Source organism: Actinomyces mediterranea, assembly GCF_900155595.1.
GTDB lineage: Bacteria > Actinomycetota > Actinomycetes > Actinomycetales > Actinomycetaceae > Pauljensenia > Pauljensenia mediterranea.
This window is the reverse complement of the sequence record NZ_FTPB01000004.1, coordinates 1,206,355-1,232,378: the sequence shown is the minus strand read 5'-3', so window position 1 is coordinate 1,232,378 and position 26,024 is coordinate 1,206,355. Positions and strand designations below refer to the sequence as shown.

Annotated in this window: 15 protein-coding genes; 12 read left to right on the top strand and 3 right to left on the bottom strand. The window is 66.6% G+C overall.

The features are described from left to right. Window positions 1–25: 25 nt before the first annotated feature. Window positions 26–4,570, bottom strand: a complete 4,545-nt coding sequence (locus BQ7471_RS09475) for an acyl-CoA dehydratase activase-related protein (RefSeq protein WP_407922688.1) — start codon at window positions 4,568–4,570, stop codon at window positions 26–28. Window positions 4,571–4,774: 204 nt separating this feature from the next. Between BQ7471_RS09475 and BQ7471_RS09470 the strand changes: the two genes are divergently transcribed. From BQ7471_RS09470 to BQ7471_RS09420, 10 genes are all read left to right on the top strand, one after another. Continuing rightward, on the top strand, window positions 4,775–5,437 hold the full coding sequence (locus tag BQ7471_RS09470; protein ID WP_076465803.1) for a TetR/AcrR family transcriptional regulator: 663 nt from the start codon (window positions 4,775–4,777) through the stop codon (window positions 5,435–5,437). A gap of 17 nt (window positions 5,438–5,454) precedes the next feature. Then, the gene (locus tag BQ7471_RS09465) at window positions 5,455–6,186 is read left to right on the top strand and encodes a TetR/AcrR family transcriptional regulator (protein WP_076465802.1); all 732 of its coding nucleotides are present in this window, start codon (window positions 5,455–5,457) and stop codon (window positions 6,184–6,186) included. Between the two features lie 57 nt (window positions 6,187–6,243). Continuing rightward, complete coding sequence (locus BQ7471_RS09460; protein ID WP_205408287.1) at window positions 6,244–7,311, top strand: DNA adenine methylase; 1,068 nt, start codon at window positions 6,244–6,246, stop codon at window positions 7,309–7,311. An 18-nt stretch (window positions 7,312–7,329) separates the two neighbouring features. After that, window positions 7,330–8,061, top strand: a complete 732-nt coding sequence (locus tag BQ7471_RS09455) for a hypothetical protein (protein WP_205408286.1) — start codon at window positions 7,330–7,332, stop codon at window positions 8,059–8,061. A gap of 123 nt (window positions 8,062–8,184) precedes the next feature. Beyond that, window positions 8,185–8,964, top strand: coding sequence for a biotin--[acetyl-CoA-carboxylase] ligase (locus BQ7471_RS09450; protein WP_076465800.1), 780 nt, complete (start codon window positions 8,185–8,187; stop codon window positions 8,962–8,964). Next, entirely contained in the window at window positions 8,961–10,877 is a 1,917-nt protein-coding gene (locus tag BQ7471_RS09445) for an ATP-binding protein (RefSeq protein ID WP_076465798.1), read from the top strand. The genes BQ7471_RS09450 and BQ7471_RS09445 overlap by 4 nt, the downstream gene beginning before the upstream one ends. Beyond that, window positions 10,874–12,475: an acyl-CoA carboxylase subunit beta gene (locus tag BQ7471_RS09440; RefSeq protein WP_076465796.1), complete on the top strand. Its 1,602-nt coding sequence runs from the start codon at window positions 10,874–10,876 to the stop codon at window positions 12,473–12,475. The genes BQ7471_RS09445 and BQ7471_RS09440 overlap by 4 nt, the downstream gene beginning before the upstream one ends. A gap of 47 nt (window positions 12,476–12,522) precedes the next feature. Then, entirely contained in the window at window positions 12,523–21,687 is a 9,165-nt protein-coding gene (locus tag BQ7471_RS09435) for a type I polyketide synthase (protein WP_076465794.1), read from the top strand. 2 nt (window positions 21,688–21,689) lie between these two features. After that, window positions 21,690–22,310, top strand: coding sequence for a 4'-phosphopantetheinyl transferase superfamily protein (locus BQ7471_RS09425; RefSeq protein WP_083663357.1), 621 nt, complete (start codon window positions 21,690–21,692; stop codon window positions 22,308–22,310). Between the two features lie 64 nt (window positions 22,311–22,374). Then, window positions 22,375–22,983, top strand: coding sequence for a biotin transporter BioY (locus BQ7471_RS09420; protein WP_076465787.1), 609 nt, complete (start codon window positions 22,375–22,377; stop codon window positions 22,981–22,983). A 73-nt stretch (window positions 22,984–23,056) separates the two neighbouring features. Here the strand turns inward: BQ7471_RS09420 and tadA are convergent, their stop codons facing one another. Then, on the bottom strand, window positions 23,057–23,878 hold the full coding sequence (tadA, locus tag BQ7471_RS11725; protein ID WP_083663356.1) for a tRNA adenosine(34) deaminase TadA: 822 nt from the start codon (window positions 23,876–23,878) through the stop codon (window positions 23,057–23,059). Between the two features lie 140 nt (window positions 23,879–24,018). On the opposite strand from tadA, the gene upp reads away from it, so the two are divergent. Then, entirely contained in the window at window positions 24,019–24,657 is a 639-nt protein-coding gene (upp, locus tag BQ7471_RS09410) for a uracil phosphoribosyltransferase (protein ID WP_076465785.1), read from the top strand. A gap of 214 nt (window positions 24,658–24,871) precedes the next feature. Beyond that, window positions 24,872–25,420 carry a YagU family protein gene (locus BQ7471_RS09405; RefSeq protein WP_076465783.1) on the top strand — a complete coding sequence of 183 codons (549 nt, stop codon included), beginning with the start codon at window positions 24,872–24,874 and terminating at the stop codon, window positions 25,418–25,420. 53 nt (window positions 25,421–25,473) lie between these two features. Here the strand turns inward: BQ7471_RS09405 and BQ7471_RS09400 are convergent, their stop codons facing one another. Beyond that, complete coding sequence (locus BQ7471_RS09400) at window positions 25,474–25,932, bottom strand: GNAT family acetyltransferase (protein ID WP_076465781.1); 459 nt, start codon at window positions 25,930–25,932, stop codon at window positions 25,474–25,476. Between the last annotated feature and the right edge of the window lie 92 nt (window positions 25,933–26,024).

Below are 26,024 nucleotides of genomic sequence, written 5' to 3'. Positions count from 1 at the left end.
ACAGCCCGCCCGGCTGCGCACGCTCTCAGCGGAAGGCGGCTCCACGCTTGGGCATCTGCGGCATACCGAGGACGACGCGTCCGCCGCCGAGGCCTGTGTCGCATCCCGAGCATCCCGAGGCGGGTGCGTTATCGAAGTCGATACCGTGCAGTTCCAGAACACCCCCATCATCTCCGAGGCCCTCATTGCGGCGCTCCAAAGCCGTCGAGAGCATGAGTTTGATGCGATTGAGCTGATTCACCTCGGAGGCGCCCGGGTCGTAGTCCACGGCGACGACATTCGCCTCCGGGTAGCGGCTGCGCAGCGCACGGAACATGCCCTTGCCGACGATGTGGTTCGGCAGACACGCGAAGGGCTGGGCGCAGATGATATTCGGGCAGCCGTGCTCGATCATGTCGACCATCTCCGCCGTGAGGTACCAGCCCTCGCCGGCCTGATTCCCCAGCCGGGCGATGTCCTGCGAGCGAGCGGCCATCTCCCTGATGTCGCGGTGCGGCTCGAACTTGCCGCCGGTCTTCGCAAAGGCCCTCTTGACGGGCTTCTCGTATTGGAGCATCGCCCACAGCGCGATCGGTAGCATCCTCTGTCCGCGCCCATCAATGCCGAGGTTCTCCCGATCCCAGTCCGAGGTCGCCACCGAATTGTGGAAGAACTGCATGAGCCCGGGAAGCTCGGCCTCGCAACCCTCCGCCTCAATGACGTCGACCGCATGGTTATTCGCGTCGGGGTGGAACTTCACGAGGATCTCACCGACGAGGCCGACCCTGGGCCTGCGCGGCTCGTCCGTCAGCTCGAGGGCGTCGAATTCCCTCACACAGGCGGCGATGAGGCCGGAATAGGTAAGCCTCTTGCCGAATGTCGCGGACCTGCCGGTGGCCAGCCACTCCTGGCAGATCGTGTCCCATCGGCGGTACAGCTCCATGGCGGAGCCGGCAACGGCCTCGTAGGGGCGGACCCGCAGGAGCATCGACTGGATCGCGTCGCCGATGACGAGAGCCTGGATCGTCTTGTGAACGAGGGGCAGCGTCAACTCGAAACCGGGGTTGTCCTCAAGGCCCTGGACGGACACGGCGATGACGGGAACCTGGGGGTATCCGGCGTCGCGCATGCCCTTGCGCAGCAGCGATGCATAGTTCGTGGCGCGGCACATGCCGCCGGTCTGCGTGATCGCCACCGCTGTCTTATCGGGATCGGCGCGACCGGACACGAATTCGTCGAGGAGTTGACCGATGACGACGATCGCCGGATAGCAGGAGTCGTTGTTAACGTACTTGAGGCCCGTCTCCATGGACTCGCGGTTCGTATGCTCGAGGAGGCGGACATTGAGGCCCGCCTTGCGCAGGACGGGGACGACGAGGCGGAAATGAATCGGCGCCATCTGCGGAGCGAGGATCTCATACCCCGCCTCGCGCATCTCCTTGGTGAAGATGGCGCGCGGCTGGATGTGTCCGGCCTCGACCGCTGCTCGCTCGTCGTCGGCGGCCCGCTGCGCCGGATCGATGCGGGTCGTATCCACCGTCTGCGAGACGGCGGCGCGCTCTGCGACGGCCGCGTCCAGGGAACGCAGACGGATCTTCGCGGCCCCCAGGTTCGACACCTCGTCGATCTTGAGGACGGTGTGGACGTCTCCGCGACCCTCGAGGATCTCTTGCACCTGGTCGGCGGTGATCGCATCGACGCCGCAGCCGAAGGAGTTGAGTTGAACGAGTTCGAGGTCGGGCTCGTCTCCGACGCGCGCCGCCGCCTCGTAGAGCCGCGAGTGGTAGGACCACTGGTCGCGCACGCGCAGGGGACGCTCCAGGCGACCATCGGCGATGGAGTCCTCGGTGAGGACACCCATGCCCAGACCGACGATGACCTCGGGGATGCCGTGGTTGATCTCCGGGTCGAGGTGGTAGGGGCGACCCGCCAGGACGATGCCGCGCACCCCGTGGGCGCGCATCCACTCGATCGCCTCGGCGCCCTTGTCACGGATCTCCTGTTTGACGGCCGCATCCTCCGCCCATGCGGCGTCGAGCGCCCTCGTCATCTCGTCGAGGGAGATGTCGTAGCCGAATTCGGCGAAGGTTGTGACGAGGTGGCCGGGCAGGTAGTCGCGATTGGCGAAGTTGATGAAAGGGCTGATGAACTTCACATTCGGGTCACGCAGCCGCTCCATGTTGTTGCGGATCACCTCCGGGTAGGTGGCGACGACCGGACAGTTGAAATGATTGTCGGCGCCGTCGGACTCCTGCTCGAAGTTGACGCACGGGTAGAAGATGTTCGTGATTCCCTTGTCGAGCAGGGACTCGATATGCCCGTGGACGAGTTTGGCCGGGTAGCAAACATTCTCGGAGGGGATCGACTCCATGCCCGTTTCGAAGAGTTCGTGGTTGGAGCGACCCGACACCATGACGCGGAAGCCCAATTCGGTGAGCATCGTGAACCAGAACGGATAGTTCTCGTACATGCCGAGGACGCGGGGGATGCCCATGTCGCCACGGTGCGCTTTCGCGTCGGTGAGGCGGCGGTATCCGAAGATCCTCTTGTACTTCCAGTCGAAGAGGTTGGGCAGGTCGGACTTCTTCGGAACCTTCTCCAGGGAGGCTCCGCGCTCGCACCGGTTGCCTGACACGTGGCGCTCCCCATTGGAGAAGGTGGAAATCGTCATCTGGCAGTGGTTCTGGCACAGGCGGCAGGTCTTGCGGGTCGTGTCGACGCTGAAGCCCTCGAGGTCCTCGATACGGGCGAGCGTCGACTCGCCCTCGCCGTCATCGTGCATACGGGCTGTGAGCGCCGCACCGTAGGCGCCCATGAGGCCGGCGATGTCGGGGCGGACCACCTCGCGCCCCGTGAGCAGTTCGAATGCCCGCAGGACCGAGTCGTTGAGGAAGGTTCCGCCCTGGACGACGACCTTTTCGCCGAGGTCGGAGGGGTCCTTGAGCTTGATGACCTTGTACAGGGCGTTGCGCACCACCGAGTAGGACAGCCCGGCGGAGATGTCGCGGACATCCGCACCCTCCTTCTGCGCCTGCTTGACGGAGGAGTTCATGAAGACGGTGCAGCGGGTGCCCAGGTCCACGGGCGAGGTCGAGTCCATAGCAGCGCGGGCGAAGGAGCGAACATCGGTCCCCATCGTCTCGGCGAAGGTCTGCAGGAAGGAGCCGCAGCCCGATGAACACGCCTCGTTGACGGAGATGGAGTCGATGGCGCGGTCACGGATGCGCAGGTACTTCATGTCCTGCCCACCGATGTCGATAACAGAGGTGACTCCGGGCTGGATCGATTCCGCAGCCCGGAAGTGTGCCATGGTCTCGATTTCACCCTCGTCCATCGTGAGGGCGGCGGTGACGAGCCCCTCGCCGTAGCCGGTGGCGCAGGAGCGGCCGATGGTCGTCCCTGCGGGCAGCTCGCTACGCACCCGCTTGACGATCTCAACAGCCGCCTGGACAGGGTCGCCCTCGTTGGAGGCGTAGTGGGTGAAGACGATGCGGTCCTGGGAGTCAATGACGACTGCCTTGATGGTGGTGGAGCCCGCGTCAATGCCGAGCCAACAGCGCCCCTGAGCGTTAGCAAGTTCCCCCTTGGGGATCACTTCGCGACCGTGTCGAGCGCGGAACTCCTCGCGCTCTGCGTCACCGGCGAAGAGGGGACGCATGCGGGGCGACTCAGCGGCGACTTCAGCGCCCTCGAGGGCATCAATGAGGTCGGTAAGGCTGTGCGCCTCGTCGGGTGACGGAGCGCCGATCGACGAGGCGGCGGCGAATTCGGCACGCTTGTGGTTGCGTTCGGCGAGGAGGGCGGCTCCAATGGCGACGTAAAGCTGAGCGTTGTCAGGGGTGACGAATGCATCTGCCTTGGGAAGGAGTTCCTTGTAGGCGGCGCGCAACTGCGGGAGGAAGTGCAGGGGACCGCCGAGGAACATGACGGTTCCGCGGATGGGGCGTCCGCAGGCGAGGCCGGCGATGGTCTGTGTGGCGACGGCGGTGAAGATCGAGGCCGCGAGGTCTTCGTGCGCCGCGCCCTGGTTGATGAGGGGCTGGATGTCGGATTTGGCGAAGACGCCGCAGCGCGATGCGATCGGGTAGAGCTGCGTGTGTTTCGCGGCAAGATCGTTGAGGCCGGAAGCGTCGGTGTGCAGCAGGGTGGCCATCTGGTCGATGAATGCACCGGTACCGCCCGCACAGGTGCCGTTCATGCGCTGTTCGGGGGTGGGGTGCAGATAGGTGAGTTTGGCGTCCTCTCCCCCCAATTCGATAACGACGTCGGCTTCGGGGTGGAGGCGGCGGGTCGATTCGGTTCCCGCGATGACCTCTTGGACGAAGGGGATCCCCATGGCGCGCGCGGTTGCCAGGCCGCCGGACCCGGTGATGGCGGAACGGACGACGAGGCCGGGGTAGAGGTTGTCGATGTCAGTGAGGAGACGGGCGAGTTCGGCGCGCACATCGGCGTTGTGGCGGCGGTAGTCGGAGAAGAGGATGGTGTCGCCGTCGAGGACGACGGCCTTGACCGTCGTCGAGCCGACATCGATGCCGAGATGGCAGGGATGGTCGGGCGTTGTGCGCGTCTCCATGATGTGAATCTGCTCCATCTGGATTCTCCTTATTTCCTCAACCTGGAAATTAGATCCCGAACACAAGAATTTCAAAGGCGATGAAATTAGAATGGACTCGGTTTCTCCGCATCACCCCTTCGCCCGGGAAACCAACGAAAACCAGATTCACCAGAACCGCCTGCATCCAAGCGGAATAGTCGCCGTGTGGAAATGAACCCCAAGAATTAGAGAACGCGCAGCATGACGAAAATCGATACCGCGGTCGCGAAGCGCGGCCCCGCAGCAGCCCGCGGCGAAGTCCGCGAACGTATCCGCACCTGTGCACGGGAGGAATTCATCGAAAGGGGATACGACGGGGCCACCATCCGTGCCATTGCACGCCGAGCGGGCTGCGACTCCGCCCTCGTCACCTACTACTTCGAATCGAAACAGAAACTCTTCCGCGACTGCATGAACCTCCCCCTCGACCCCGCCGCCGAAGTCATCCGCCTTCTCGCGGACGGCCCAGACGGCCTGGTGCGGCGGATGCTCGACTACGCCGTCGACATCTACGAGCAGCGGCTCACCGCGGACACCATGTTCGCCCTCATGCGAGCGCTCATGACAGACGCGGCGACGCTGCGGCGCTTCCGCACCTATATCCGCACCGACATCATTGATCGCGTCGGCGACTACCTCGGAGCCGACGAGGGCTTCGGAGAACAAGTCGCCATCACCCTGTCCACCATGTACGGGATCGCCACCATGCGCTACATCGTCAAACTCGAACCGATCGCGTCCCTCCCCAGAGAGGAGTTCATCGACCTCGTCGAGCCGTTGCTGACCGATAGGATCACCGCGCTTGCACAGAGTCTGCCATCGATTGCGAACGAGCCTGGGGAGAGCAGACTCCCCCTAGACTGACCAGGGGAGGAGAGATCGTGGGAAACCGCTTCGACACGCAGGACAAGCTCATCACCGCAACCCGTCGCATCATTATCGACGAGGGCGTCGAAGCGACAAATCTTGAACACATCTGCAAGGTCGCGGGGTTCTCACGCGGCGCCTTCTATTCGAATTTTTCATCGAAGGACTCCCTGCTTGCGACCCTCGCCGAAGACGAGTACGCGGCGCTCATCGACCGGCTCCGCGACACTGTGAGCGATTGGGCGTCTCGCCCCCAATTGACGTCCCCCAATGACGAGGAAGACTCCCTGCTCATGGAGAACCTTCTCTACGAGGCCCTCGATGCGATCGGAGTGGACAAGGCCCTGTACGTCGTGCACTCCGAACTGCTCATGCGCTCCATCCGCGACCCCGAGTGGGCAGAGCGGCTGCTCGGCATCAACCTTGAGTTCGTCGACGAACTCGGACGGGTTCTCGAATGGATCCTGCAGGCGGCGGGCCGTGAACTCACCCATCCCCTGCGCGCAATGACCCATTCCATCATCGGAATCGTCATGCGCGCCGCCGGAGTCGCCGCCTGGCGCGAATCCACTTACAATCACGCGGCCGCGAAGAACCCCTGCCGACAGGCTCCGGCCGAGACCGGCGACTCCCACGTGTCTGTCCGTGACTCCTCTGCGCGCGAGATCCTCGACGTCGTCCTCCAGGTCCTCTACGCCTCGTCCCGCCCGAAGCTCGCCGGGGACACAGTCGACCCATCCGCTTGAAGTCCGCTTCTGCCCCTGTAACCGTCAAATGCCCACGACCCCGCGTACAGTGAGGGCATGGCGATTGGGACTGCGGCTGTACGGTACTGGGATGAGACGAGTGTTCTCGAACAAGTGTCCCGCTATCCGCGCCTGAGGTATATGGGCTTGAAGTATCGTCTCCTCCCCATTCTTTCCGATGTGTTTACACAACTCGGGGGGCGCACTGCGAGTGATCCGTTCTCGGGGTCGGGTGTCGTGTCCTATCTTCTGAAGTCGTTGGGTTACTCCGTGACGTCGAGTGACTATTTGTGCTTCCCCGTCGCCATTGCGACTGCCGCGTGCGTCAATCAAGACCACCTGCTGACCCCGGACGACATCGCCCGCATTACATCCCGTACCAATGTCGACGGCCGCGACTTCATCTCCCGGACTTACGAGAATCTTTTCTTCACAGCAGATGACCTGCGGTTCCTTGACGAAGCATGGTCTCACATCGACACCATGGCTTCCCCTCGCAGAGAACTCGCGATCGTCGCCCTCGTACTCGCCGCCGCCCGGAAACAGCCGCGTGACGTATTCACCGTCACCGGCTTGCGGTACGACGACGGCCGCGCACAGCTCCACACCCCCTTGCGCGAACAGTTCGTCACCTGTGCTCACGAGTGGAACGCAGCGGTGTTCGAATCCGCTCCGTGCTCGGCGATCAGGGGTGACGCCTCTTCGGCGCCCACGGGTGCGGATGTCGTCTACCTTGATCCGCCCTATGCGCCTCCCCGCGATGACAATGACTACGTCAAGCGCTATTGGTTTCTCGAAGGATTGTCGGACTACTGGCAAGACGGGCGTGCGGAGATCATGGAGAACACCCGAACGCGCAAACTGATGAAGAGACCGACCCCATTCGGCTCGCGCCTCACTATCAGCACCGCCCTCGAAAGTCTCTTCGATCACTACTCGGACTCGACGCTCGTGCTGTCATACGGGTCCAACGCGGTCCTCGACCTCGGTCCCCTCACCTCGATACTCGGCAACGTCAAAGGGACTCGACCCGATGTCATCACGGTTCCGCATCGCTATCACATCGGCACCCATTCGCACGCCTCTCGGCGCGAAGCACTGGAATACGTGCTCATCGCGCAGTGACACCAACAGGAGCACACTGTGGATGTCATCCCCTTCGACGATTACGTCTCATCACTCGATCGATTGTCGTCGTGGAGCGACCCGACCGAACTGTCAGCCGAGGGCCGCGACATTCATGACTCAGTGGCGTCTCTCGACTTGCTTCCAGTCGTCGACCGCGACTCCCTCTCGGCCTGGGTGTGCGACCATCCGGACCGCGTGTACGTCCTCGCCCTCGCCGTCGGCTTGAGCAGGGAGAAACTCAAGAATCAGCTGCGACACTGGTTCAACTCAGGCACGTGGAGCAAAGTGGCGCGCGAGGCGAGCGCCGAGCTGATAGCCAGACTCGATGATGAGTTCCACCTCATTGCTCTCCTCAATCGTCAACAACATCGCACCTATACATTCGCGGATGTTCTCGTCGCACGCGCAGGAACACGATCATCGGCCGTCCGAGCGGGTCAATCCGGGCGCAGAGTCGAAGACCGTATCGAAAGGATCGTACGTGAGCTGGTGCTCCCATTCGAGCTCCGCACACGATTCGAAGGCCGCAGCGGGAGGACCGCGCCCGCCGATGTCGCGATTCCCGGTGGCGGTCGGGGCTGCGTCATCGCGGTCGCCGCGAAGGCCTTCGATTCCACCGGATCGAAACTCACCGACGCCGTTCGAGAAATCGAAGAAATGGCAGATGCGCGAACGGGGAACCAGATCGTTCTCGCCATCGTCGATGGAATCAGATGGAAAGGGCGTCTCACACTGCGCCTGAACTGATAATCACTCGGCGCCGCGTCCGTCATTCGGACGGGGCGTTGAAACTGACTTTTCCTCGGGATTCCGCCGAAGATACACAGGTGTATTTGGTGATCCTCGCGCCCTCGCACAGGGTGGGGATCAATGAGCGACACCTGTGTCACCCCGACAATCCGCTTCGTCGGAACCGTTGATTCGGCCCTGACGGAACTGTCACGCCTTGTGGACGCCGACCCCAGTCTGTCGGCGTTCACCACTGTCGTTGCCCGACACCAGACGAACGGACGAGGACGCTCCGGACGCACATGGCTCGACGAGGACGGCCACTCCCTCCTCGCGGCGACCCTTGTCCGCATCCGCGATGAGCACCTGTCCTGGGCGACCCTCCTCGCGGGCATCGCCCTCGCCGACGTCCTTGCCGACCTGGGCCACGAGGCCCGGCTCAAATGGCCCAATGACGTCATCATCAACGGCCGCAAAGCCGCTGGGATCCTCGCCGAGCACCTGAGCATCGATGAGGGATCGCGACTGCATCGCGTCGCCATCGGCTTCGGCGCCAACCTCGACCGGGTGCCCGCCAACGTGTCCGACACAGCGGCCAGTCTCCTCGACGCGGGCGCCGCAGACGAGGACCGCGATCGTCTGAAGACATCGATCCTCACCTCCTTCTTCGCTCACCTCGGCCGCCTCCTCGACACGGAGCCTCAATCCTGGCGCGACCTCTACCTCGACCGCTACCTCGGCCTCGGCCTGCCCACCACCGTCCACCTGCCCGACGGCACCCGCGAGGAGATCACCCCCGTGGGGATCTCCCCCGCCGGCGCGCTCGAAGCAACAGGGCCCGACGGCACCCACCTGTCCATCAGCGTCGGCGACGTCGACCTACCCCACCTCATCCCCGACCAGGAAGGAGGGCTCTCATGAGGCTCCGACTACCGTTCACCGGCTCGCGTCGCCGCCCCATCCGCAAGCTCCTCATCGCCAACCGCGGCGAGATCGCCGTCCGCGTCATCCGCTCCGCCCGCGACATGGGAATCTCCACCGTCGCCGTCTACTCGGATGCGGATATGCTGTCTCAAGCGTGCGACCTCGCCGATGAGGCACTCTCCCTCGGCTCCGACTCCCCCGCCGACACCTACCTGTCCTTCGAGGCGATCCTCGCGGCGGCGAAGAAGTCCGGTGCCGACGCGATCCACCCCGGCTACGGCTTCCTCTCCGAGGACGCCGACTTCGCGCGCGCCGTTGAACGCGCCGGACTGACGTGGATCGGCCCCTCGTCAGAGGCGATCCGCCGACTCGGAGACAAGATCTCCGCGCGCACCATCGCCGCCTCCTCCACTGTCCCCGTTATACCCGGCGGCCCCCTTCCCGCCTCCCTCGACGAGGCGCGCGGCCACCTCGTGTCCTTCGCACGCCGCCACGGCTACCCGATCCTCGTCAAGCGCGCGGACGCTGGGGGCGGACGCGGCATCACCCGCATCGACGACGACGAGGCCGCCCGGCGCTTCATCGCCGACCTGGAATCCGCCGCCGCCCTCGACGGCTGCTTCGTGGAGAAAATGGTGATGCAGGGGCGCCACGTGGAAACGCAGTGCATGCGCGACGAAGCGGGCTCCTTCACCGTCGTGACGACCAGGGACTGCTCGGTCCAGCGCCGCAATCAGAAGGTCGTCGAAGAAGCGCCCGCCCCTCATCTGCCCGTCGGGGTCGATGAGGCCATTCGCACCTACTCGAAGGCCCTCTTCGACGCCGTCGATTACATCGGCGTGGGCACCTGTGAGTTCCTCGTCACCGGTGACGCCCACGTTTACTTCCTCGAAGTCAATCCCCGCCTCCAGGTCGAGCACACGGTGTCCGAAGAGGTCGCGGGCATCGACCTCGTCATGGAGCAACTGAGGATCGCCCAGGGCGAGCCCCTCTGCGAGTTGCCCGCACCGCGCGGACACGCCTTCGAAGTCCGGATCACCTCGGAGGATCCCGCCAACGACCTCATGCCCGCCACCGGCACCATCACCCGCATCAACTGGCCGGGAGGCCCCGGTGTGCGCGTCGACTCCTTCATCAGGGACGGGGACTCCATCGGCTCCCAATTCGACTCCCTCGTCGCCAAGCTCATCGTCTCCGGTGCGACGAGGGCGATCGCGCTGGCGAGACTGGCCCGCGCCATCGACGAATTCACAGTCGAGGGACTGCCCACGTCCTCGCCGCTGTTGAGCCGCATCATCACGCACCCGGACTTCGCGGGCCCCGACTCGCCCTTCGCCGGGCGCGCCGCAGACGCGAACGAGCCCGAGCACGTCGCGCGCTGGCCGCACGACTCACACCCTTTCGCCGTGTACACGAAGTGGATGGAGGACCTCGCCCTCCTCGATGAGGTGAAGGCGAACCTGTCGTCGACGACGCAGCCCGTACCCGCAGCGCCGGACGCGCCGGACGCCATGGAGTCCTTCACGATCGAACTCGACGGCAAGCGGACGACCCTCAAAGTCCCCATGGGCCTGTTCGGGCGCCAGCGCGTCGAGGCGCCGGGAACACCGACTCCGGTGCGCCGACAGATCCTTCGCAAGTCCGGACGCAAGAGCTTTGGGGCGGGAGGAGCCGTGGCCGGTCCGTCGATCACCGCGCCGATCCAGGCGACCGTCGTCCGCATCACCTGCAAGGTCGGTCAGAGCATCGCCGAGGGCGACCTCGTCGCGGTCCTGGAGTCGATGAAGATGGAGAAGCCCATCCTCGCCGCCGCGCCGGGAGTCGTCACCGCCATCCACGTCAGCGCAGGGGACACCGTCAAAACCGGAGACCTGCTCATCACGGCAACACCCGCGAAGGAGGACGCATGAGTACCGACAGCATTGGCGGCGCATCGCCGTTCGACCCGATTGATGACGAGGATATGGTGTCGCGCGCGAACTTCGTGGAGCGCAACCACGAAGTCGTCGCCGCCGCGGAGGAGCGCGCACGCGCCCGCCAGCACCCCCACGGCCGTCAGACCGCCCGCGAGCGCATCGCCTCCCTCCTCGACGAGGGCTCCTTCTTCGAAGTGAACCGCTTCGCAGGAGGCGACATTGAGAAGGGGGCGCTCGGCTCTGCCGTCATTACCGGTGTCGGGACCATCGACTCGCGTCCGGTCGCCGTGTACTCCCAGGACTTCTCCGTCCAGGGCGGCACCCTCGGACAGGTGGAGGGCGACAAGATCCTCCAACTCATGGACCGCGCACTCAGTTTGAGGATCCCGATCATCGCGCTCCTCGACTCGGGCGGCGCGCGCATCCAGGAGGGGGTCACGGCTCTGGCACAGTACGGCAGGATCTTCAAGAAGATCACCGAATGCTCTGGCGTGGTGCCGCAGATCTCCGTGATCCTCGGCCCCTGCGCCGGGGGAGCTGTCTACGGGCCGGCGCTCACCGACTTCATCATCATGACGAAGAAGTCGTCGTACATGTTCGTCACCGGCCCCTCCGTCGTCAAAGCCGCCACCGGCGAGGACATCGCCGCCGAAGACTTGGGAGGCGGGGACCTGCACAATACGATCTCCGGTGTCGCCCACTTCCTCGCCGAGGACGAGGACGAGGCGCTCGACTATGCGCGCACCCTCTTGTCCTACCTGCCCTCGCACTGTGAAGAAGCCCCTCCGGTCTACGAGTTCGACCCGCTCACCTGCACTCCGCCGAACGCCCACCTCGTGGGCGACCTCGTCCCCGAATCCCCCAAGCAGGCCTATGACATGGTCGAGGTTATCGAGGCGATCGCGGATAACGAGGAGTTCCTCGAGGTCCAGCCCCTCTTCGCCCCGTCGGTCCTCATCGGTTTCGCGAGCTTCGAGGGCAGGCCCGCAGGAATCGTCGCCTCCCAGCCGCTCGCCGACGCAGGGACGCTCGACGTGGACGCCTCGGAGAAGGCCGCTCGCTTCGTCCAATTCTGCGACGCTTTCGGACTGCCGGTCGTCACCCTTGTCGACGTGCCCGGATACAGGCCTGGTTCGGAGCAGGAGCGGGCGGGCATCATCCGTCGCGGCGCGAAACTCATCACCGCCTACGCGACAGCGAATGTCCCCCTCGTCACGATCATCATTCGCAAGGCCTTCGGCGGCGCCTACATCGTCATGGGCTCGAAGTCCCTGGGCGCGGACGTCAATTTCTCATGGCCGTCGAGCCAGATCGCCGTCATGGGATCTGAGGGAGCCGTCGACATCGTCTTCCGCCGCCAACTCGCCGAAGCGGGCAAAGCGGGGCGCAATGTCGCCGAACAGCGCGCCCACTACCAGGCTCTGTACGAGAAGCACTCCGTCAACCCAAATCTGTCCCTGCGAGGCGGTCAGCTCGACGGACTCATCGAACCGGGGCGCACGCGCGAGGCGATCGCCCGATCCCTCGTCCTCCTCGCCCACAAGGATCGGAGCGTCCACAGCCCCAAGGTCCACGACAACGCGCCCATGTAGCGCCCGCCCCGACATCCCCCCTCTTCTCACCGAAACGGAACACATTCATGACTGCCTCATTCCTGTCCACCCTCGACTCCCACTACGCGCTCATGCTCGGCGGCCAGGGCTCCGCATGGCGCCCCGGCCTCGAGAGGGCCCTCACCATGGAGTCCCAGGCGAAGCGTCTGCACGCCGACCTCGACGCCGCTCGGAGCCTCCTCGCCCCCGTCGGCCTCGACCTGCTCACCCACGCTCCCGGCGCATCCGACCAGCTCGACGCGATCCTCGCCGCCAACGGCGCCGCCGAGGGCGACTCCGCCCCCGCAGTGTCGGGCCCCGGCATCGTCCTCACCCAGCTCGCGGCCCTCCTCGACCTCGATCAGAGTGAACTCGACCTGCACTCCTCGCAGCCGACGGCGATCCTCGGTCACTCCCAGGGGCTGCTCGGTGCCGACCTCGCTCGCGCCTACATCGAGTCCGACACGGACACGATCCATGCCATCATCGCCCTCGCGATCCTCATCGGAACAGCCGCCCAGCACACAGCTTTCATCGAGGGCGTGACGCCGCGCGCGGGCAAGACCCCGATGCTCGCGGTGCGCAGTGTTCCCGCCGATTTCATCGAAACCGCCCGCGAGGGACTCGACTCCGTGTCCGTCGGCGTCGTCAACGGTCCGCAGGCATTCGTGCTGTCGGGGCGCGCGGAGGAACTCGACACGGTCCGCGAGCGCATCACCTCCCGCGTCGCCGCCTACACCCGTGAACTCGAAGCGCACCGTCGCGGCGGCGCCCCCTACGAGCCGGCATTCGACTGGCTGCCCATCGGCGCTCCCTTCCACTCCCCCCTCCTCGCGCCCGCCCTCGACCTCGTCGGTCAGTGGATCGAGCGGATCAACGCCGCCGGTAAGCGGATCAACGCCGACTGGGCGCTCGACCTCGCCGCGCGCATCCTGTCGCATCCGACCCGCTGGGATGAGCAGGTGGAACGGGCCCGCGAAGCCGGGGTCGTCTACTTCCTCGACCTCGGTCCGACCCCGATGGTGGGGCGCCTGACCGCACCGCTGCTGCTTGGAACGGGCACGCAGGTCGTTGACGCCTCCACCTTCGATGCACGCATGCGCCTGGACACCCCCGGCCATGTCATCGAACCCGCAGTGGATTGGAAGGACTTCGCCCCCAGGCTCGTCGCCCTCCCCGACGGGAGGATCGTCGTGGATACTGCGTTCACTCGCCTGACCGGCAAGTCCCCGATCATCCTGCCCGGCATGACCCCCACCACCGTGTCCCCCGAGATCGTCGCAGCGGCGGCGAACGCAGGGAACTGGGCGGAGATGGCCGGCGGCGGCCAGTACTCCGAAGAGGTGTTCACCGAGAACCGCCGAAGTTTGGAGGACCTCCTCGAACCGGGGCGCACCGCCGGTTTCAACACCATGTTCTTCGACCGCTTCATGTGGAACCTGCAGTTCGGCGTCACGAAGATCGTCCCGAAGGCGCGCCGCGCGGGCTCCCCGATCGACGCGGTGACGATCGCCGCCGGAATCCCCGAACTCGACGAAGCGAGGGAACTCATCTCCTCGCTCAAGGCCGACGGCTTCGAATACGTGTGCCTCAAGCCCGGCACCGTCGACCAGATCCACCAAGCCCTCGACATCGCCGAGGACAACCCTCAGTTCACCCTCATCATCCAGGTCGAAGACGGCCACTCGGGCGGACACCACTCGTGGGAGGACCTCGACGATCTGCTCCTGGCGACCTACGCGAGGATCCGCGAGACCCCCAATGTGGTGCTCGCAGTCGGCGGCGGCATCGGCCGCCCCGTGGATGCCGCGAAGTTCATCACCGGTACCTGGGCGCTCGCCCACGGCCGCGCCCTCATGCCCGTCGACGCCGTCCTCGTGGGGACTGCGGCAATGGCGACCCTGGAAGCGCGCACCTCCCCGCAGGTCAAGAAGCTCCTCGTCGAGACCCCCGGTGTCGGCGGCAATGGCTGGGTCGGCGTCGGGGACGCGAACGGCGGCATGACCTCCGGTCTGTCCCACCTTGACGCGGATATGCACGAGATTGAGAACTCCTCGTCGCGGGCCTCCCGCCTCATTCACGAGGTCGGAACCGACCTCGAGGCGATCACGGCGCGCCGCGATGAGATCATCGAGGCCCTCGCGAAGACCGCGAAGCCCTACTTCGGCGACGTCGAAGAGATGACTTATGCGCAGTGGGTGACCCGAGTGGTCGACCTGTCATTCCCGTGGGCGGACTGGACGTGGGCGGACCGGGTCCTCGACCTGTTCCACCGCGTCGAAGCGCGCCTGTCGGATGCGGACCACGGTCAGATCCCGACCCTCTTCGCCGACACCTCCGCCATTGACGACGCGCCCGCGGCCCTGGAGCGCCTCCTGGAGGCCTACCCGCAGGCGGCGACGACCCCCGTGTGCGCAGCCGACGCCGCATGGTTCACGAACCTGTGCCGCAAGCACCACAAGCCGATGCCCTTCGTCCCCGCACTTGACGCGGATCTGGCGCGCTGGTGGGGCACCGACACCCTCTGGCAGGCGCAGGATGCCCGCTTCGACGCGGACTCCGTGCGCATCATCCCAGGCCCCCGTTCCGTCGCGGGCATCGACCGTGTGGATGAGCCGGTCGGTGAACTCTTCGCCCGATTCGAAGCGGCCGTCGTCGAGGACCTGCAGGCTCGGGGCACCCAGGCGCGCCCCGTGTGGTCCCGCTTCGCCAATGCCGACAGTGTCGAAGCATTCGTGCGCGCGGTCCCCTCGATTGAATGGGCAGGCAACCTCGTGGCGAATCCCGCCTACATCATGCCCGACTCCGCGTCGATCAGTATCGAGGACGGGGCTGACGGCCCCAGTGTCGGGATCCTCATCCACTGTGAGACCCCGTGGGATTCCCTTGGAGACGACGCCCCCCATGCGGTACGCGAGATCCTCATCCCGCTGCTCATCACCGACGCATGCGCGACCGGCGGCGTTCCGGTCGTTGACATGGCGCGCCTGGGCGTGTCCGCCTACGACCTGCTGGCAGGAGCCGCAGGCGTGGGGACTACGACCGTCAACGGCGACCGCATCGAGAAGATGCCGCAGGTGAGCCCCGACAGCGGCTTCGGGACCGTCACCGATTCCTTCACCCTGTCCGCCGAACTGGGTCGCGCCCACGGCGCCGTCACCGGTGGGGCGCTGCGCGCCGCACTGACCGACATCGTCCCCGACGCCCTCGTCGGCCCGTGTTGGCCCGCGATCTACACGGCTCTGGGCACCGCGACCTATGAGGGCATCCCCGTCATTGAGGGTCTCGTCAACGCGGTCCACCTTGATCACACGGTCGTCCTCGAATCCGACCTGCCCGCTGCGGGATCCCATGTGGACGTCGTTTCGCGCTGTGCGGAACTCGCCGAGTCCAGCGCCGGTCGCGTCGTCCGCGTCGAATTGGAACTCTCTTGCGAGGGCGCAGTCTTCGCGCATCTGACGGAGCGCTTCGCGATTCGCGGGCGCGTCGGCTCCACCCAGCCGCCCAGTGCAGCTCCCTCCTTCGCGCCCGGCGTCGAAATCACCGACACCCCGCGCTCCTTCATCCGCCGCGCCACCGTCACCGCGCCCGCGGATATGACGGCCTTCGCGAATGTGTCCGGCGACTTCAACCCGATCCACACCTCCGCCGCCGCAGCGGGCCTGTCGGGCCTGCATGCGCCGCTCGTGCACGGCATGTGGCTGTCCGCCACCGCTCAGCACCTCATCGAGGCCTCTGACGCATCCGCGATCGACAGTCCCGCCCGCGCGGGTGTCATCCGCTCCGTTAAGACCCCGAAGCTCACCATTGAGGGATGGTCGTATCAGATGCACGGCATGGTGGATCTGAGAGACGACGTGGAGATCACCGTCGACAGGGTCGGCACCTCCGCCGGGCGCCTCGTTCTGGAGGCGACCTGCCGCGTCAATGGCGAGGTCGTGTCTATCGGGCGCGCCATCACCAAGGCACCCGTCACCGCCTACGCCTACCCCGGGCAGGGCATCCAGCGCCCCGGCATGGGCATGGAGTCCATGACCCCCGCAATTCGCGACGTGTGGGAGCGCGCCGACCGTTACACACGCAACGAGCTCGGCTTCTCCATCCGCGCGATCGTCGCCGACAACCCGAAGGAACTGCGCCTAGGCGGTGAGGTTCTGCGCCACCCCGACGGCGTCCTCAACCTCACCCAGTTCACTCAGGTGGCGCTTGCGACCCTCGCCTACGCCCAGACTCAGGACCTCAAGGCCCGCGGCGCCTTCGTTGACGGCGCCTTCTATGCGGGGCACTCGCTCGGCGAGTACAACGCGCTCGCCGCATGTGCTGAGATCTTCCCCTTCGAGCAGGTCCTCGGGATCGTGTTCCAGCGCGGAACAGCGATGCACCACCTCGTTGAGCGCGATGAGCGCGGCCAGTCGAACTACCGTCTCGGCGCCCTGCGCCCGAACCAATTCGGCGTCGACGATGCGCATGTGCGCGCCTATGTGGACGAGGTCGCCGCTTCGTCCGGGGAATTCCTCCAGATCGTCAACTTCAACCTCGCCGACACCCAGTACGCGGTGGCGGGAACGGTCGCAGGCCTTGAGGCGCTCCGCCTCGACGCCGAGGCCCGTGCCGAGGCTGTCGGCGGGCGCCGCCCGTTCATGCTGATCCCCGGCATCGACGTGCCCTTCCATTCGATCAAGCTGCGCGACGGCGTCGTCCCCTTCCGCGCCAAGCTGGAGGCGATGATCCCCGAGGACATCAATCTCGATGTTCTCGTGGGGCGCTACATCCCCAACCTCGTTGCCCGCCCCTTCGAGGTGACGCGCTCGTTCGCCGAGTCGATCCTCGACGTCGTCCCCTCCGAGGCGGTGCGCGCCCTCGTCGAGGATTGGGACAATGCGGCTGCCCGCCCCGCCCAGACGGGGCGCACGCTCCTCGTCGAGCTGCTCGCGTGGCAATTCGCCTCCCCCGTCAGGTGGATTGAGACGCAGGCCCTCCTCTTTGACTCCGAGCACGGCCTGGGCGTTGAGCGCTTCATCGAGGTCGGCCTGGGCACCGCACCGACGCTGGCGAATCTCGCGGAGAAGACGCTGGCCCGCTCCGAGTTCTCCGGTCGCATCGTCGATGTGTGGAATGTGGAGCGCGACGCCGCCCGCGTCCTCGCCTCAGATTCCGTTGCAGCGCCCCTCGACGTGGCCGAGGACGCTCCGGCGGAGGCGGCGGACTCCGCCGCACCGGCCCTGCCCGAGCCCGAGGCGCCCGTCGGAGTCGCTCCCGCTGCTGCGGCGGTACCCGCGGAGGCACCGGCCCCCGTCGACGCGAATGCCGTGTCCGGCGCGGATGTGCCCGACCTGCCACTGAGCGCCTCCGAAGCCGTGCGCATCCTGCTCGCCTACTCGAATAAGATCCGCACCGAGCAGATTGACGACTCCGATACTGTCGACTCCTTGACGAACGGCGTCTCCTCGAAGCGCAACCAACTCCTCATGGACATGGCCGCCGAACTCGGCGTGCCCTCCATCGACGGCGCCGCCGAGGCGACGATCGGCGCCCTCATGCCGACCATCGATTCGACTGCGGCGACCTACCGGGCATTCGGCCCCGTCCTCGCCGAGGCTGTGTCGCAGCGCCTGCGCAAGCTCCTCGGCGGCGCCGGACTCAATGCGTCGCACGTCGCGAACCGCGTCACCGGCGCATGGTCCCTCGGCCAGGGCTGGGCGGATCGCGTCTCCGCTCAGATCCTCCTGGGTACTCGCGACGGCGACTCCATCCGCGGGGGCTCCCTGACGACGCTGGCCGCCTCCGTCGGCTCCGCCTCCGAGGCGGACGCCCTCGTCGATGCAGCGGTTGCGGCCGTCGCAGCCGACGCGGGACTGTCGGTCGCCCTGCCGGGGTCCGGCGGAGCCGCGGGCGGCGGGGTCGTCGATTCTGCGGCTCTGACCGAATTGACGGAGAAGATTCTCGGGGCCAATGGCATTCTCGCCGCTCAGGCCCGCGACATGCTCGCCGCTCTCGGACTCGATGATGCGCCGCGGGCGTCCGAGGCCGAGGACTTGGGAAACCTGGTCCGCGCCGTGGATGCGGAGCTGGGAGCCGGTTGGCTCAAGTCCGTCACCCCGGCGTTCGATCCGCGCCGCGCGGTGCTCCTCGACGACCGCTGGGCGCTCGCCCGCGAGGATCTCGCCCGAGTCTTCTCCGGCCAGCTCGACACCGCGGATGTGCTCATCGGCGGATTCGTCGGTGCGGGTGCCTCCCTCGCCGACCTCGCCACTTGGTACGCCGATCACTGCGAGGGCGGGCGCTCTGCGTTCTTCCGTTCGATTGCGGCCGCGACGCTTCGCGAGCCGACAGGCGAGTTCATCGGGGATGTCGCCCTCGTCACGGGAGCCGCACCGCGCTCAATCGCGGCGGCACTGGTCGCCAGGCTCCTCGAAGGCGGCGCCACCGTCATCATGACCTCTTCGAGGGTCGACGATGCGCGCCTCGCCTTCGCGAAGGACCTGTATCGGCGCCACGCCTCTATCGGTGCGGCCCTGTGGCTGGTGCCCGCGAATATGGCGAGCCTGCGCGACGTCGACTCCCTCATCTCATGGGTGTCGACCGAGCAGACGGAGACGTCAGGCGCACAGACCATTGTCAGCAAGCCCGCGCTGCTGCCGACGCTGTTCTTCCCCTTCGCCGCTCCTCCGGTCATGGGCCTCGTCGGTTCGGATCCGCATGGGGCGATGGCGCAGGAGAGGCTGCTGCTGTGGAGTGTCGAGCGCTCGATCTCCCAGCTCGCCGCCCTCGACGTATCCACTGCGGTCGGTCACCGCGTCCACGTCATCCTTCCCGGTTCCCCCAATCGTGGCATCTTCGGCGGCGACGGGGCCTACGCGGAGGCGAAGGCCGCATTCGACACGATCGTCAACAAGTGGGGCAATGAGCGGGGCTGGCCCGAGCGCATTTCGATCGCCCACCCGAGGATCGGCTGGGTGAAGGGGACCTCCCTCATGGGCGGTAACGACATCCTCGTTCCCGCAGCCGAAGCCGCGGGCGTCCACGTGTTCACGACTGATGAGATCGCCGATCGCCTCATCTGCCTCGCTTCCCGTGAGGCGCGCAGCGAGGCCGCGAAGACTCCGCTCGATGCGGATCTCACCGGTGGACTGGCCGATGCGGGTCTCGACCTGCCCGCCCTCGCCGCGGCGGAGCGGGCACGAGCCCAGTCCCAGCCCGCTGCGATTGAGCAGTCCAACGAAGCGATGATCGCGACCCTGCCGAATCTCGTGCACGCCCGCTTGGCCGATCGCCTCGAATGGGGCGAGGTCGCGGCGCCGCTCGACGATCAGATCGTCATCGTCGGCGTCGGCGAAGTCAGCGCCTGGGGTTCGGGGCGCACGCGCCGCGAAGCGGAGAACGCCGATTCCGTGATCGACCTCACCGCTGCGGGAGTCCTCGAACTCGCGTGGATGATGGGGCTCCTCCACTGGGCGGAGACCCCCTCGGCCGGTTGGTACGACCAGGCGGGCAACCCCGTCGCCGAGGAAGAGGTGTACAACCGTTTCCGCGACGAAGTGATCGCCCGCTCCGGCATCCGCCGCCTCAGCGACGACTCGACCCTCATCGACGGGGGATCCGATGATGTGGCGACCGTGTACCTCGCATCCGACCAGGTCTTCGCCGCGCTGAGCGAAGAGGACGCCGCCGCCTACGCCGCAGCCGACCCGACGCACACGAGTACGTGGTTCGACCCCGTGCGCGGCGAGTGGATGGTCCGCAAGAACGCGGGTTCCGCCGTACGGGTGCCGCGCCGCGCCACCTTGTCGCGCAGCGTCGGCGGACAGATGCCCGACGACTTCGATCCCGCGAAGTGGGGGATCCCGGCCTCCATGATCGAAGCCCTCGACCGGGTCGCCGTATGGAACCTCGTCACCGCGGTCGATGCCTTCATCTCGTCGGGTTTCAGCCCCGCCGAGCTGCTGCGCGCCGTCCACCCCGCTGACGTGTCCTCCACTCAGGGCACCGGCATCGGCGGCATGGAGTCCCTGCGCCAAGTGTTCCTCGATCGTTTCCTCGGCGAGGACCGTCCGCAGGACATCCTCCAGGAGGCCCTGCCCAATGTGGTCGCCGCGCACACCATGCAGTCCTATGTCGGTGGCTACGGTCAGATGATCCACCCGGTCGGCGCCTGCGCCACCGCCGCGGTGTCCATCGAGGAGGGCGTCGATAAGATCCGCCTCGGCAAGTCCGACTTCGTCGTGGCCGGAGGCATCGATGACATCTCCGTCGAATCGCTCACCGGTTTCGGCGACATGAATGCGACGGCTGAATCCGCCGCCCTGTATGCCCGCGGCATCTCCGAGAGACACTTCTCCCGCGCCGGGGACCGCAGGCGCGCAGGCTTCCTCGAAGCCCAGGGCGGTGGCACGGTACTGCTGACCCGCGGATCCGTCGCCGCTGACATGGGGCTTCCCGTCCTCGGCGTCGTCGCCTACGTCCGCTCCTTCGCGGACGGCGCCCACACGTCGATCCCCGCGCCCGGCATCGGCGCAATGGCCGCAGGCCGCGGGGGCGCGTCCTCGCAGTACGCGAGGGCTCTCGCCGACCTCGGCGTGAGCGCGGATGACGTCGCTGTGGTCTCCAAGCACGACACGTCGACGAAGGCGAACGACCCGAACGAGGCGGATCTGCATTCGGCGCTGTCGGCCGCGCTCGGCCGCACGCCCGGCAACCCGCTGTACGTCATCAGTCAGAAGACGGTGACGGGTCACGCGAAGGGCGGCGCCGCGGTGTTCCAAACCGCCGGCCTGCTCGACGTGTTCCGCGATCAGGTGATCCCCGGGAACCGCGCGCTCGACTGCCTCGACCCGGAGATGAAGCCCTTCACGCCGCTCACCTGGCTGCGCCGCCCCCTCGACATGACGGCCAGCCCGGTCCGCGCGGGCGTGCTCACCTCCCTCGGGTTCGGACACGTGTCCGCCCTCGTCGCCCTCGTGCACCCGAGCGCCTTCGAAACGGCTCTCGAGGCGCAGCGCGGAGCGGATGCCGCGGCATCGTGGCGCTCCCGCGCGGCTGAGCGCGTCAGCGAGGGGCGGACCCGCCTTGAGCACGCGATGATGGGTCGAATCGCCCTGTTCGAGCCGATCGAGGGTCGCAGGCTCCCCGCCGGGGTCGCCCACGAGGCAGAAGCGGCGCTTCTGCTCGATCCTCGGGCTCGCCTGGGTGACGACGGCGTCTACGGGGCCTGACGATGAGCGGCGCTGAGGCGAACGCACCTCGGGTGCACGACGGCCTTCGGGGGGATGCTCCCGCCTTCGCCCGCCCCGGTGTGGGCGAAGGCGTGGAGGCGCGGCTGGCGGTAGCCGCCGCCTCTGTCCTCCCCCAGCCTGAGGATGGAGCGCCCGCGGGATGCTGCGTCCGCGTCGGAGTGGGCGTCGACCTCGTCCACGTGCCCTCCTTCGCCGCTCAACTCGACGCACCGGGGTCGGTGTTCACCGAGGTGTTCACCGACCGCGAGCGCGATTACTGTCAGGGTCTGAGCGGCGCCTCGGCGTCTGACGGCCGCACTCGGCGCGCGGCTTCGTTCGCGGCGAGGTGGGCCGCCAAGGAGGCCGCCGTCAAGGCCTGGTCGTCGCTGATTGCGGGTGAAGCGCCTGCGATCAGGGAATCCGACCTCGTGTGGAGCGATATCGAGGCCGTCCACGATCGCTGGAGCCGCCCGCTCCTCAGATTCCGCGGTGAGGTGCACTCGCAATTGGATCGCCTCGCCTCCCGTTTGGGGGTCGACCTCGTCTGGTCCGCCTCCCTGTCCCATGACGGCGACTACGCGCTCGCCCTCGTCACCTGTCACGCCCTCGCCACCGTCGACTGACATTCACTGCGGGGTTCGGCCCCGCCCACAGCCCTATTCCGTCCAGCGTCTGAAAGGATCCCCCATGACCACCCAGGCCCTCTCCCCCGCTCGTGTCTTCGCCGACCGTCTCCTTCCCGCCCGCTCGCTCGCATCGGATGCGGCGCTCGTCGTGGGCGGAGCGTGCGCCGTTGGACTGCTCGCACAGGTGTCCGTGCCGATGTGGCCGGTGCCCATCACCGGCCAGACCCTCGGGGTCATGGTCATCGGTGCGATGCTCGGTGCCAAGCGCGGCGCATCTGCCCTCGCCCTCTACGCGCTCGCAGGCTTGGCGGGCGTGCCATGGTTCGCGAATTTCAGCGGCGGCCCCGCCTACATGCTCCAGCCCTCATTCGGCTTCATTGGGGGGTTCATCCTCGCCGCATGGGTCGTCGGCCGCCTCGCTGAGCGCCGCGCCGACCGCAGGCCGGTCGCCTCACTCGGGGCGTTCGGCGTCGCCTCTGCGATCCCCTTCCTCGTCGGGGTGCCCTGGATGTGGGCGGTCCTCCACGTCGCCATGGGGAAGACCCTCGGCGTCTGGGCGACCCTGGAAGCGGGAGTCATCCCCTTCATCCCCGGCGGCGTCATCAAGTGGGTTCTCGCATCGATGCTGCTGACCGGCGCGTGGAGGATCCTGGACTCGCGCACCCGTTGATTGTCGGATACTCGTCGGCCCGCCCTCGCGTTCGTGCGGGGGCGGGCCGACGAGTATGCGCTGTACCGAACTGTCAGTGCCGGGCGGAGCCTCGTCGGCGCGACCTGACGGGGACACCGGCGATGGAGCGTCCGGCGAGGGGCACGGCTTCGGGGACCGGTGCCGGGGGTGGTGGCACGGGGTCGGGGGCGTCGACTGGCGAAGGTTCGGGAGCCGACTCGGCCTCGGCGACCATGGTCTCGGCGGCGGGGGGTTCGTCAGCAGCGGGCTCTTCCGCCGCATCGCTGGGATCGGTACTCACCAGGGCGCCCTCACCCTTCGGCGCGCCCTCACCCCCGGCCTCGTCGAGGCTACCCTCGGTCCACGAGGCGACCGTCTCGAAGACGGGTTCGACGACTGGGGCCTGCGCGAGCGCGCCCCGGCCCGTCGGCTCCGACGCGGTCTGCCGCTTGTCTCCGAAGAATGCTTTGAGCTGCACTGTCGCCTCGTTTCCGAGGACGCCGCCAATGACCTCGACCCGATGGTTGAGGCGCGAATCGTGGAGGACGTCTCGCAGCGATCCCGCAGCGCCGGCCTTCGGGTCCCATGCGCCGAATATGACGCGGTCCACGCGCGCCGCGATCGCGGCACCCGCGCACATTGTGCACGGTTCCAGGGTGACGATCAGTGTGCATCCCACGAGATTCCACCGGTTGAGGGTGCGCCCCGCTTCGCGCAGGGCGATGATCTCCGCGTGACCCGCGGGATCGTGGTCCGCTTCCCGCTTGTTCCACCCGCGTCCGACGATCCTGCCGAGGGGGTCGATGACGACGGCGCCGACAGGGACGTCGCCCGACTCGCGGGCGCGATTGGCCAGGAACAGGGCGCGACTCATCGCCTCGCGATAGCGGTCCATTGGTGTCACGGCACTAGCCTAGCGGCACCCGCACTCCTGTGGGCGCCGCCACCGCCCAGTCAGGGTCTTTTCAGGTCTGCTCGGCCGTTCGGGGAGTCATGCGGGTGTAGTCGGCGGTGCGTTCGCGGTAGCCTTGGCACATGCACGTACATGTTGCGGACCACCCGCTGATCAGTCACAAACTTACCGTCCTGCGCGACCGCGACACCCCGTCCGCGACCTTCCGCCAACTCGTCGACGAGCTCGTCACCCTCCTCGCCTACGAGGCGACCCGGCACGTAGCCGTCACCGAGACGGCGATCAATACGCCGGTCGCCCCCACCGTCGGCCGGAAGCTCTCCGAGCCCCGCCCGATCGTCGTTCCCGTCCTGCGAGCGGGACTGGGTATGCTCGAAGGGATGACGCGCCTGCTGCCCACCGCGGAAGTCGGATTCCTCGGGATGCGCCGTGATGAGGACACTCTCGAGATCGAGACCTACGCGAATCGTTTGCCCGACGACCTATCCGGACGTCAATGCTTTATCCTCGACCCGATGCTCGCGACCGGTCACACGATGGTCGCCGCGACGAATTACCTCTTCGAGCGCGACGCGAAGGATGTTACCTGCGTCTGCCTACTTGCCGCTCCCGAGGGCGTTGCGACTCTGGAGGCCGCGATCGGGGACCGCGCGGATGTGACCGTCGTGGTCGCCGCCATTGATGAGTGTCTCAACGAGAAGTCGTATATCGTGCCCGGCTTGGGCGATGCGGGCGATCGCCTCTACGGCATCGTCGACTGATCCCGCTTCATCGACTGCTGTTTCGTTGCCGACTGCGCCCCGTCCTCGTCACGAAGGCGGGGCGTCCTCGGACCGGAGGAGACGATGCATCGCCCGTCGACATGACCATGGTCCCACGTCTCGTCCCACTCACCCATCCCTATAGGTGAATGAGCCATTCATCTCAAACCGATGCCCTTACATTCATACCCATCGTTTGACATACCCTGAGGGCATGACACTCCAACAGACTGATCCCTCGCGCAGGAATTACACCACTGCCGCAATCGTCGGCATCATCGGGGGCTTCGTATCCGCCATCATCAAGTTCGGCTGGGAGGTCCCGCTGCCCCCGCGCACCCCCGAGCGCAACGCGACGAACCCGCCCCAGGCGCTGCTTGAACTGTTCGGAATGAACACCGATCTCACGCACGCCTCGTACGCCTTCAACGGCAACGAGGGGCTGCCGTGGATGTCCTTCATCATCCACTTCGCCTTTTCCATCGGCTGCGCCGTCGTGTACTGCATCCTCGCGGAACGCTTCCCCCAGGTGAAGATGTGGCAGGGAGCCGTTTTCGGCATCGCCGTGTGGATCGGCTTCCACGTCATCTTCATGCCCCTCATAGGCATCGTCCCCGCCCCGTGGGATCAGCCCTGGCAGGAGCACTTCTCGGAGATCTTCGGCCACATCATCTGGATGTGGGTCATTGAGGTCTTCCGACGCGATATGCGCAGCCGCTTCACCAAGCAGCCCGATCCGGAATTCGCCCTCGAATCCCACTGATCACTGCTCAGGTGCTTCGCGGCCTGTCCTCGTCACGAGGGCGGGCCGTTTCTTCACCCCCTGCTTCTGGGGAGGCACAGCCACTTCTGCATGACGGTGACGGTCGACGTCTCATAGCCGAGTGCCCGGTAGAAGCCCTGAGCGCGCTCATTCGTCGCCCGCACCATGAGCATTGCCTTCGGAGCCCCGCGCTCGTCGAGCCATTCCTCCGCTGCTCGGACGAGGGCGGCCCCTAAGCCTCGGCCGCGGTGGTCGGGGTGCACCGCCACGTAGTACATCCAACCCCGGTGCCCTTCATGTCCGACCATGACGGTGCCAATGAGGCCACTCGACTCGGCATCTGGAGCAACCGTCGCTCGAATGCCGAGAACCGTTGACGAGGGGCTGTGCAGCGCCCGAAGATAATCCGTCTCGGGATCGTTGTACGGGACGGTCAGGCCACATTCGGCCCACAGGTGCGCGGCGGCCGGGGCGTCAGCCTCGTTGAGCTCACTGATCACGGTCGTGGTCATGGAGCCTCCTCATTGGTGTGGTCTCAGGAGTACCGGCGACCCTGTCTGGGCATCGTCGTAGTCACTCATCCTTGTCGCCACGCCCTCGACGG

Bases quoted from the DNA above. Each gene is read 5' to 3' on its own strand.
- BQ7471_RS09475 (WP_407922688.1), bottom strand. From the start codon at position 4,570: ATGGAGCAGATTCACATCATGGAGACGCGCACAACGCCCGACCATCCC.
- BQ7471_RS09470 (WP_076465803.1), top strand. From the start codon at position 4,775: ATGACGAAAATCGATACCGCGGTCGCGAAGCGCGGCCCCGCAGCAGCC.
- BQ7471_RS09460 (WP_205408287.1), top strand. From the start codon at position 6,244: ATGGCGATTGGGACTGCGGCTGTACGGTACTGGGATGAGACGAGTGTT.
- BQ7471_RS09450 (WP_076465800.1), top strand. From the start codon at position 8,185: ATGAGCGACACCTGTGTCACCCCGACAATCCGCTTCGTCGGAACCGTT.
- BQ7471_RS09445 (WP_076465798.1), top strand. From the start codon at position 8,961: ATGAGGCTCCGACTACCGTTCACCGGCTCGCGTCGCCGCCCCATCCGC.
- BQ7471_RS09440 (WP_076465796.1), top strand. From the start codon at position 10,874: ATGAGTACCGACAGCATTGGCGGCGCATCGCCGTTCGACCCGATTGAT.
- BQ7471_RS09435 (WP_076465794.1), top strand. From the start codon at position 12,523: ATGACTGCCTCATTCCTGTCCACCCTCGACTCCCACTACGCGCTCATG.
- BQ7471_RS09425 (WP_083663357.1), top strand. From the start codon at position 21,690: ATGAGCGGCGCTGAGGCGAACGCACCTCGGGTGCACGACGGCCTTCGG.
- BQ7471_RS09420 (WP_076465787.1), top strand. From the start codon at position 22,375: ATGACCACCCAGGCCCTCTCCCCCGCTCGTGTCTTCGCCGACCGTCTC.
- tadA (WP_083663356.1), bottom strand. From the start codon at position 23,878: ATGGACCGCTATCGCGAGGCGATGAGTCGCGCCCTGTTCCTGGCCAAT.
- upp (WP_076465785.1), top strand. From the start codon at position 24,019: ATGCACGTACATGTTGCGGACCACCCGCTGATCAGTCACAAACTTACC.
- BQ7471_RS09405 (WP_076465783.1), top strand. From the start codon at position 24,872: ATGACACTCCAACAGACTGATCCCTCGCGCAGGAATTACACCACTGCC.
- BQ7471_RS09400 (WP_076465781.1), bottom strand. From the start codon at position 25,932: ATGACCACGACCGTGATCAGTGAGCTCAACGAGGCTGACGCCCCGGCC.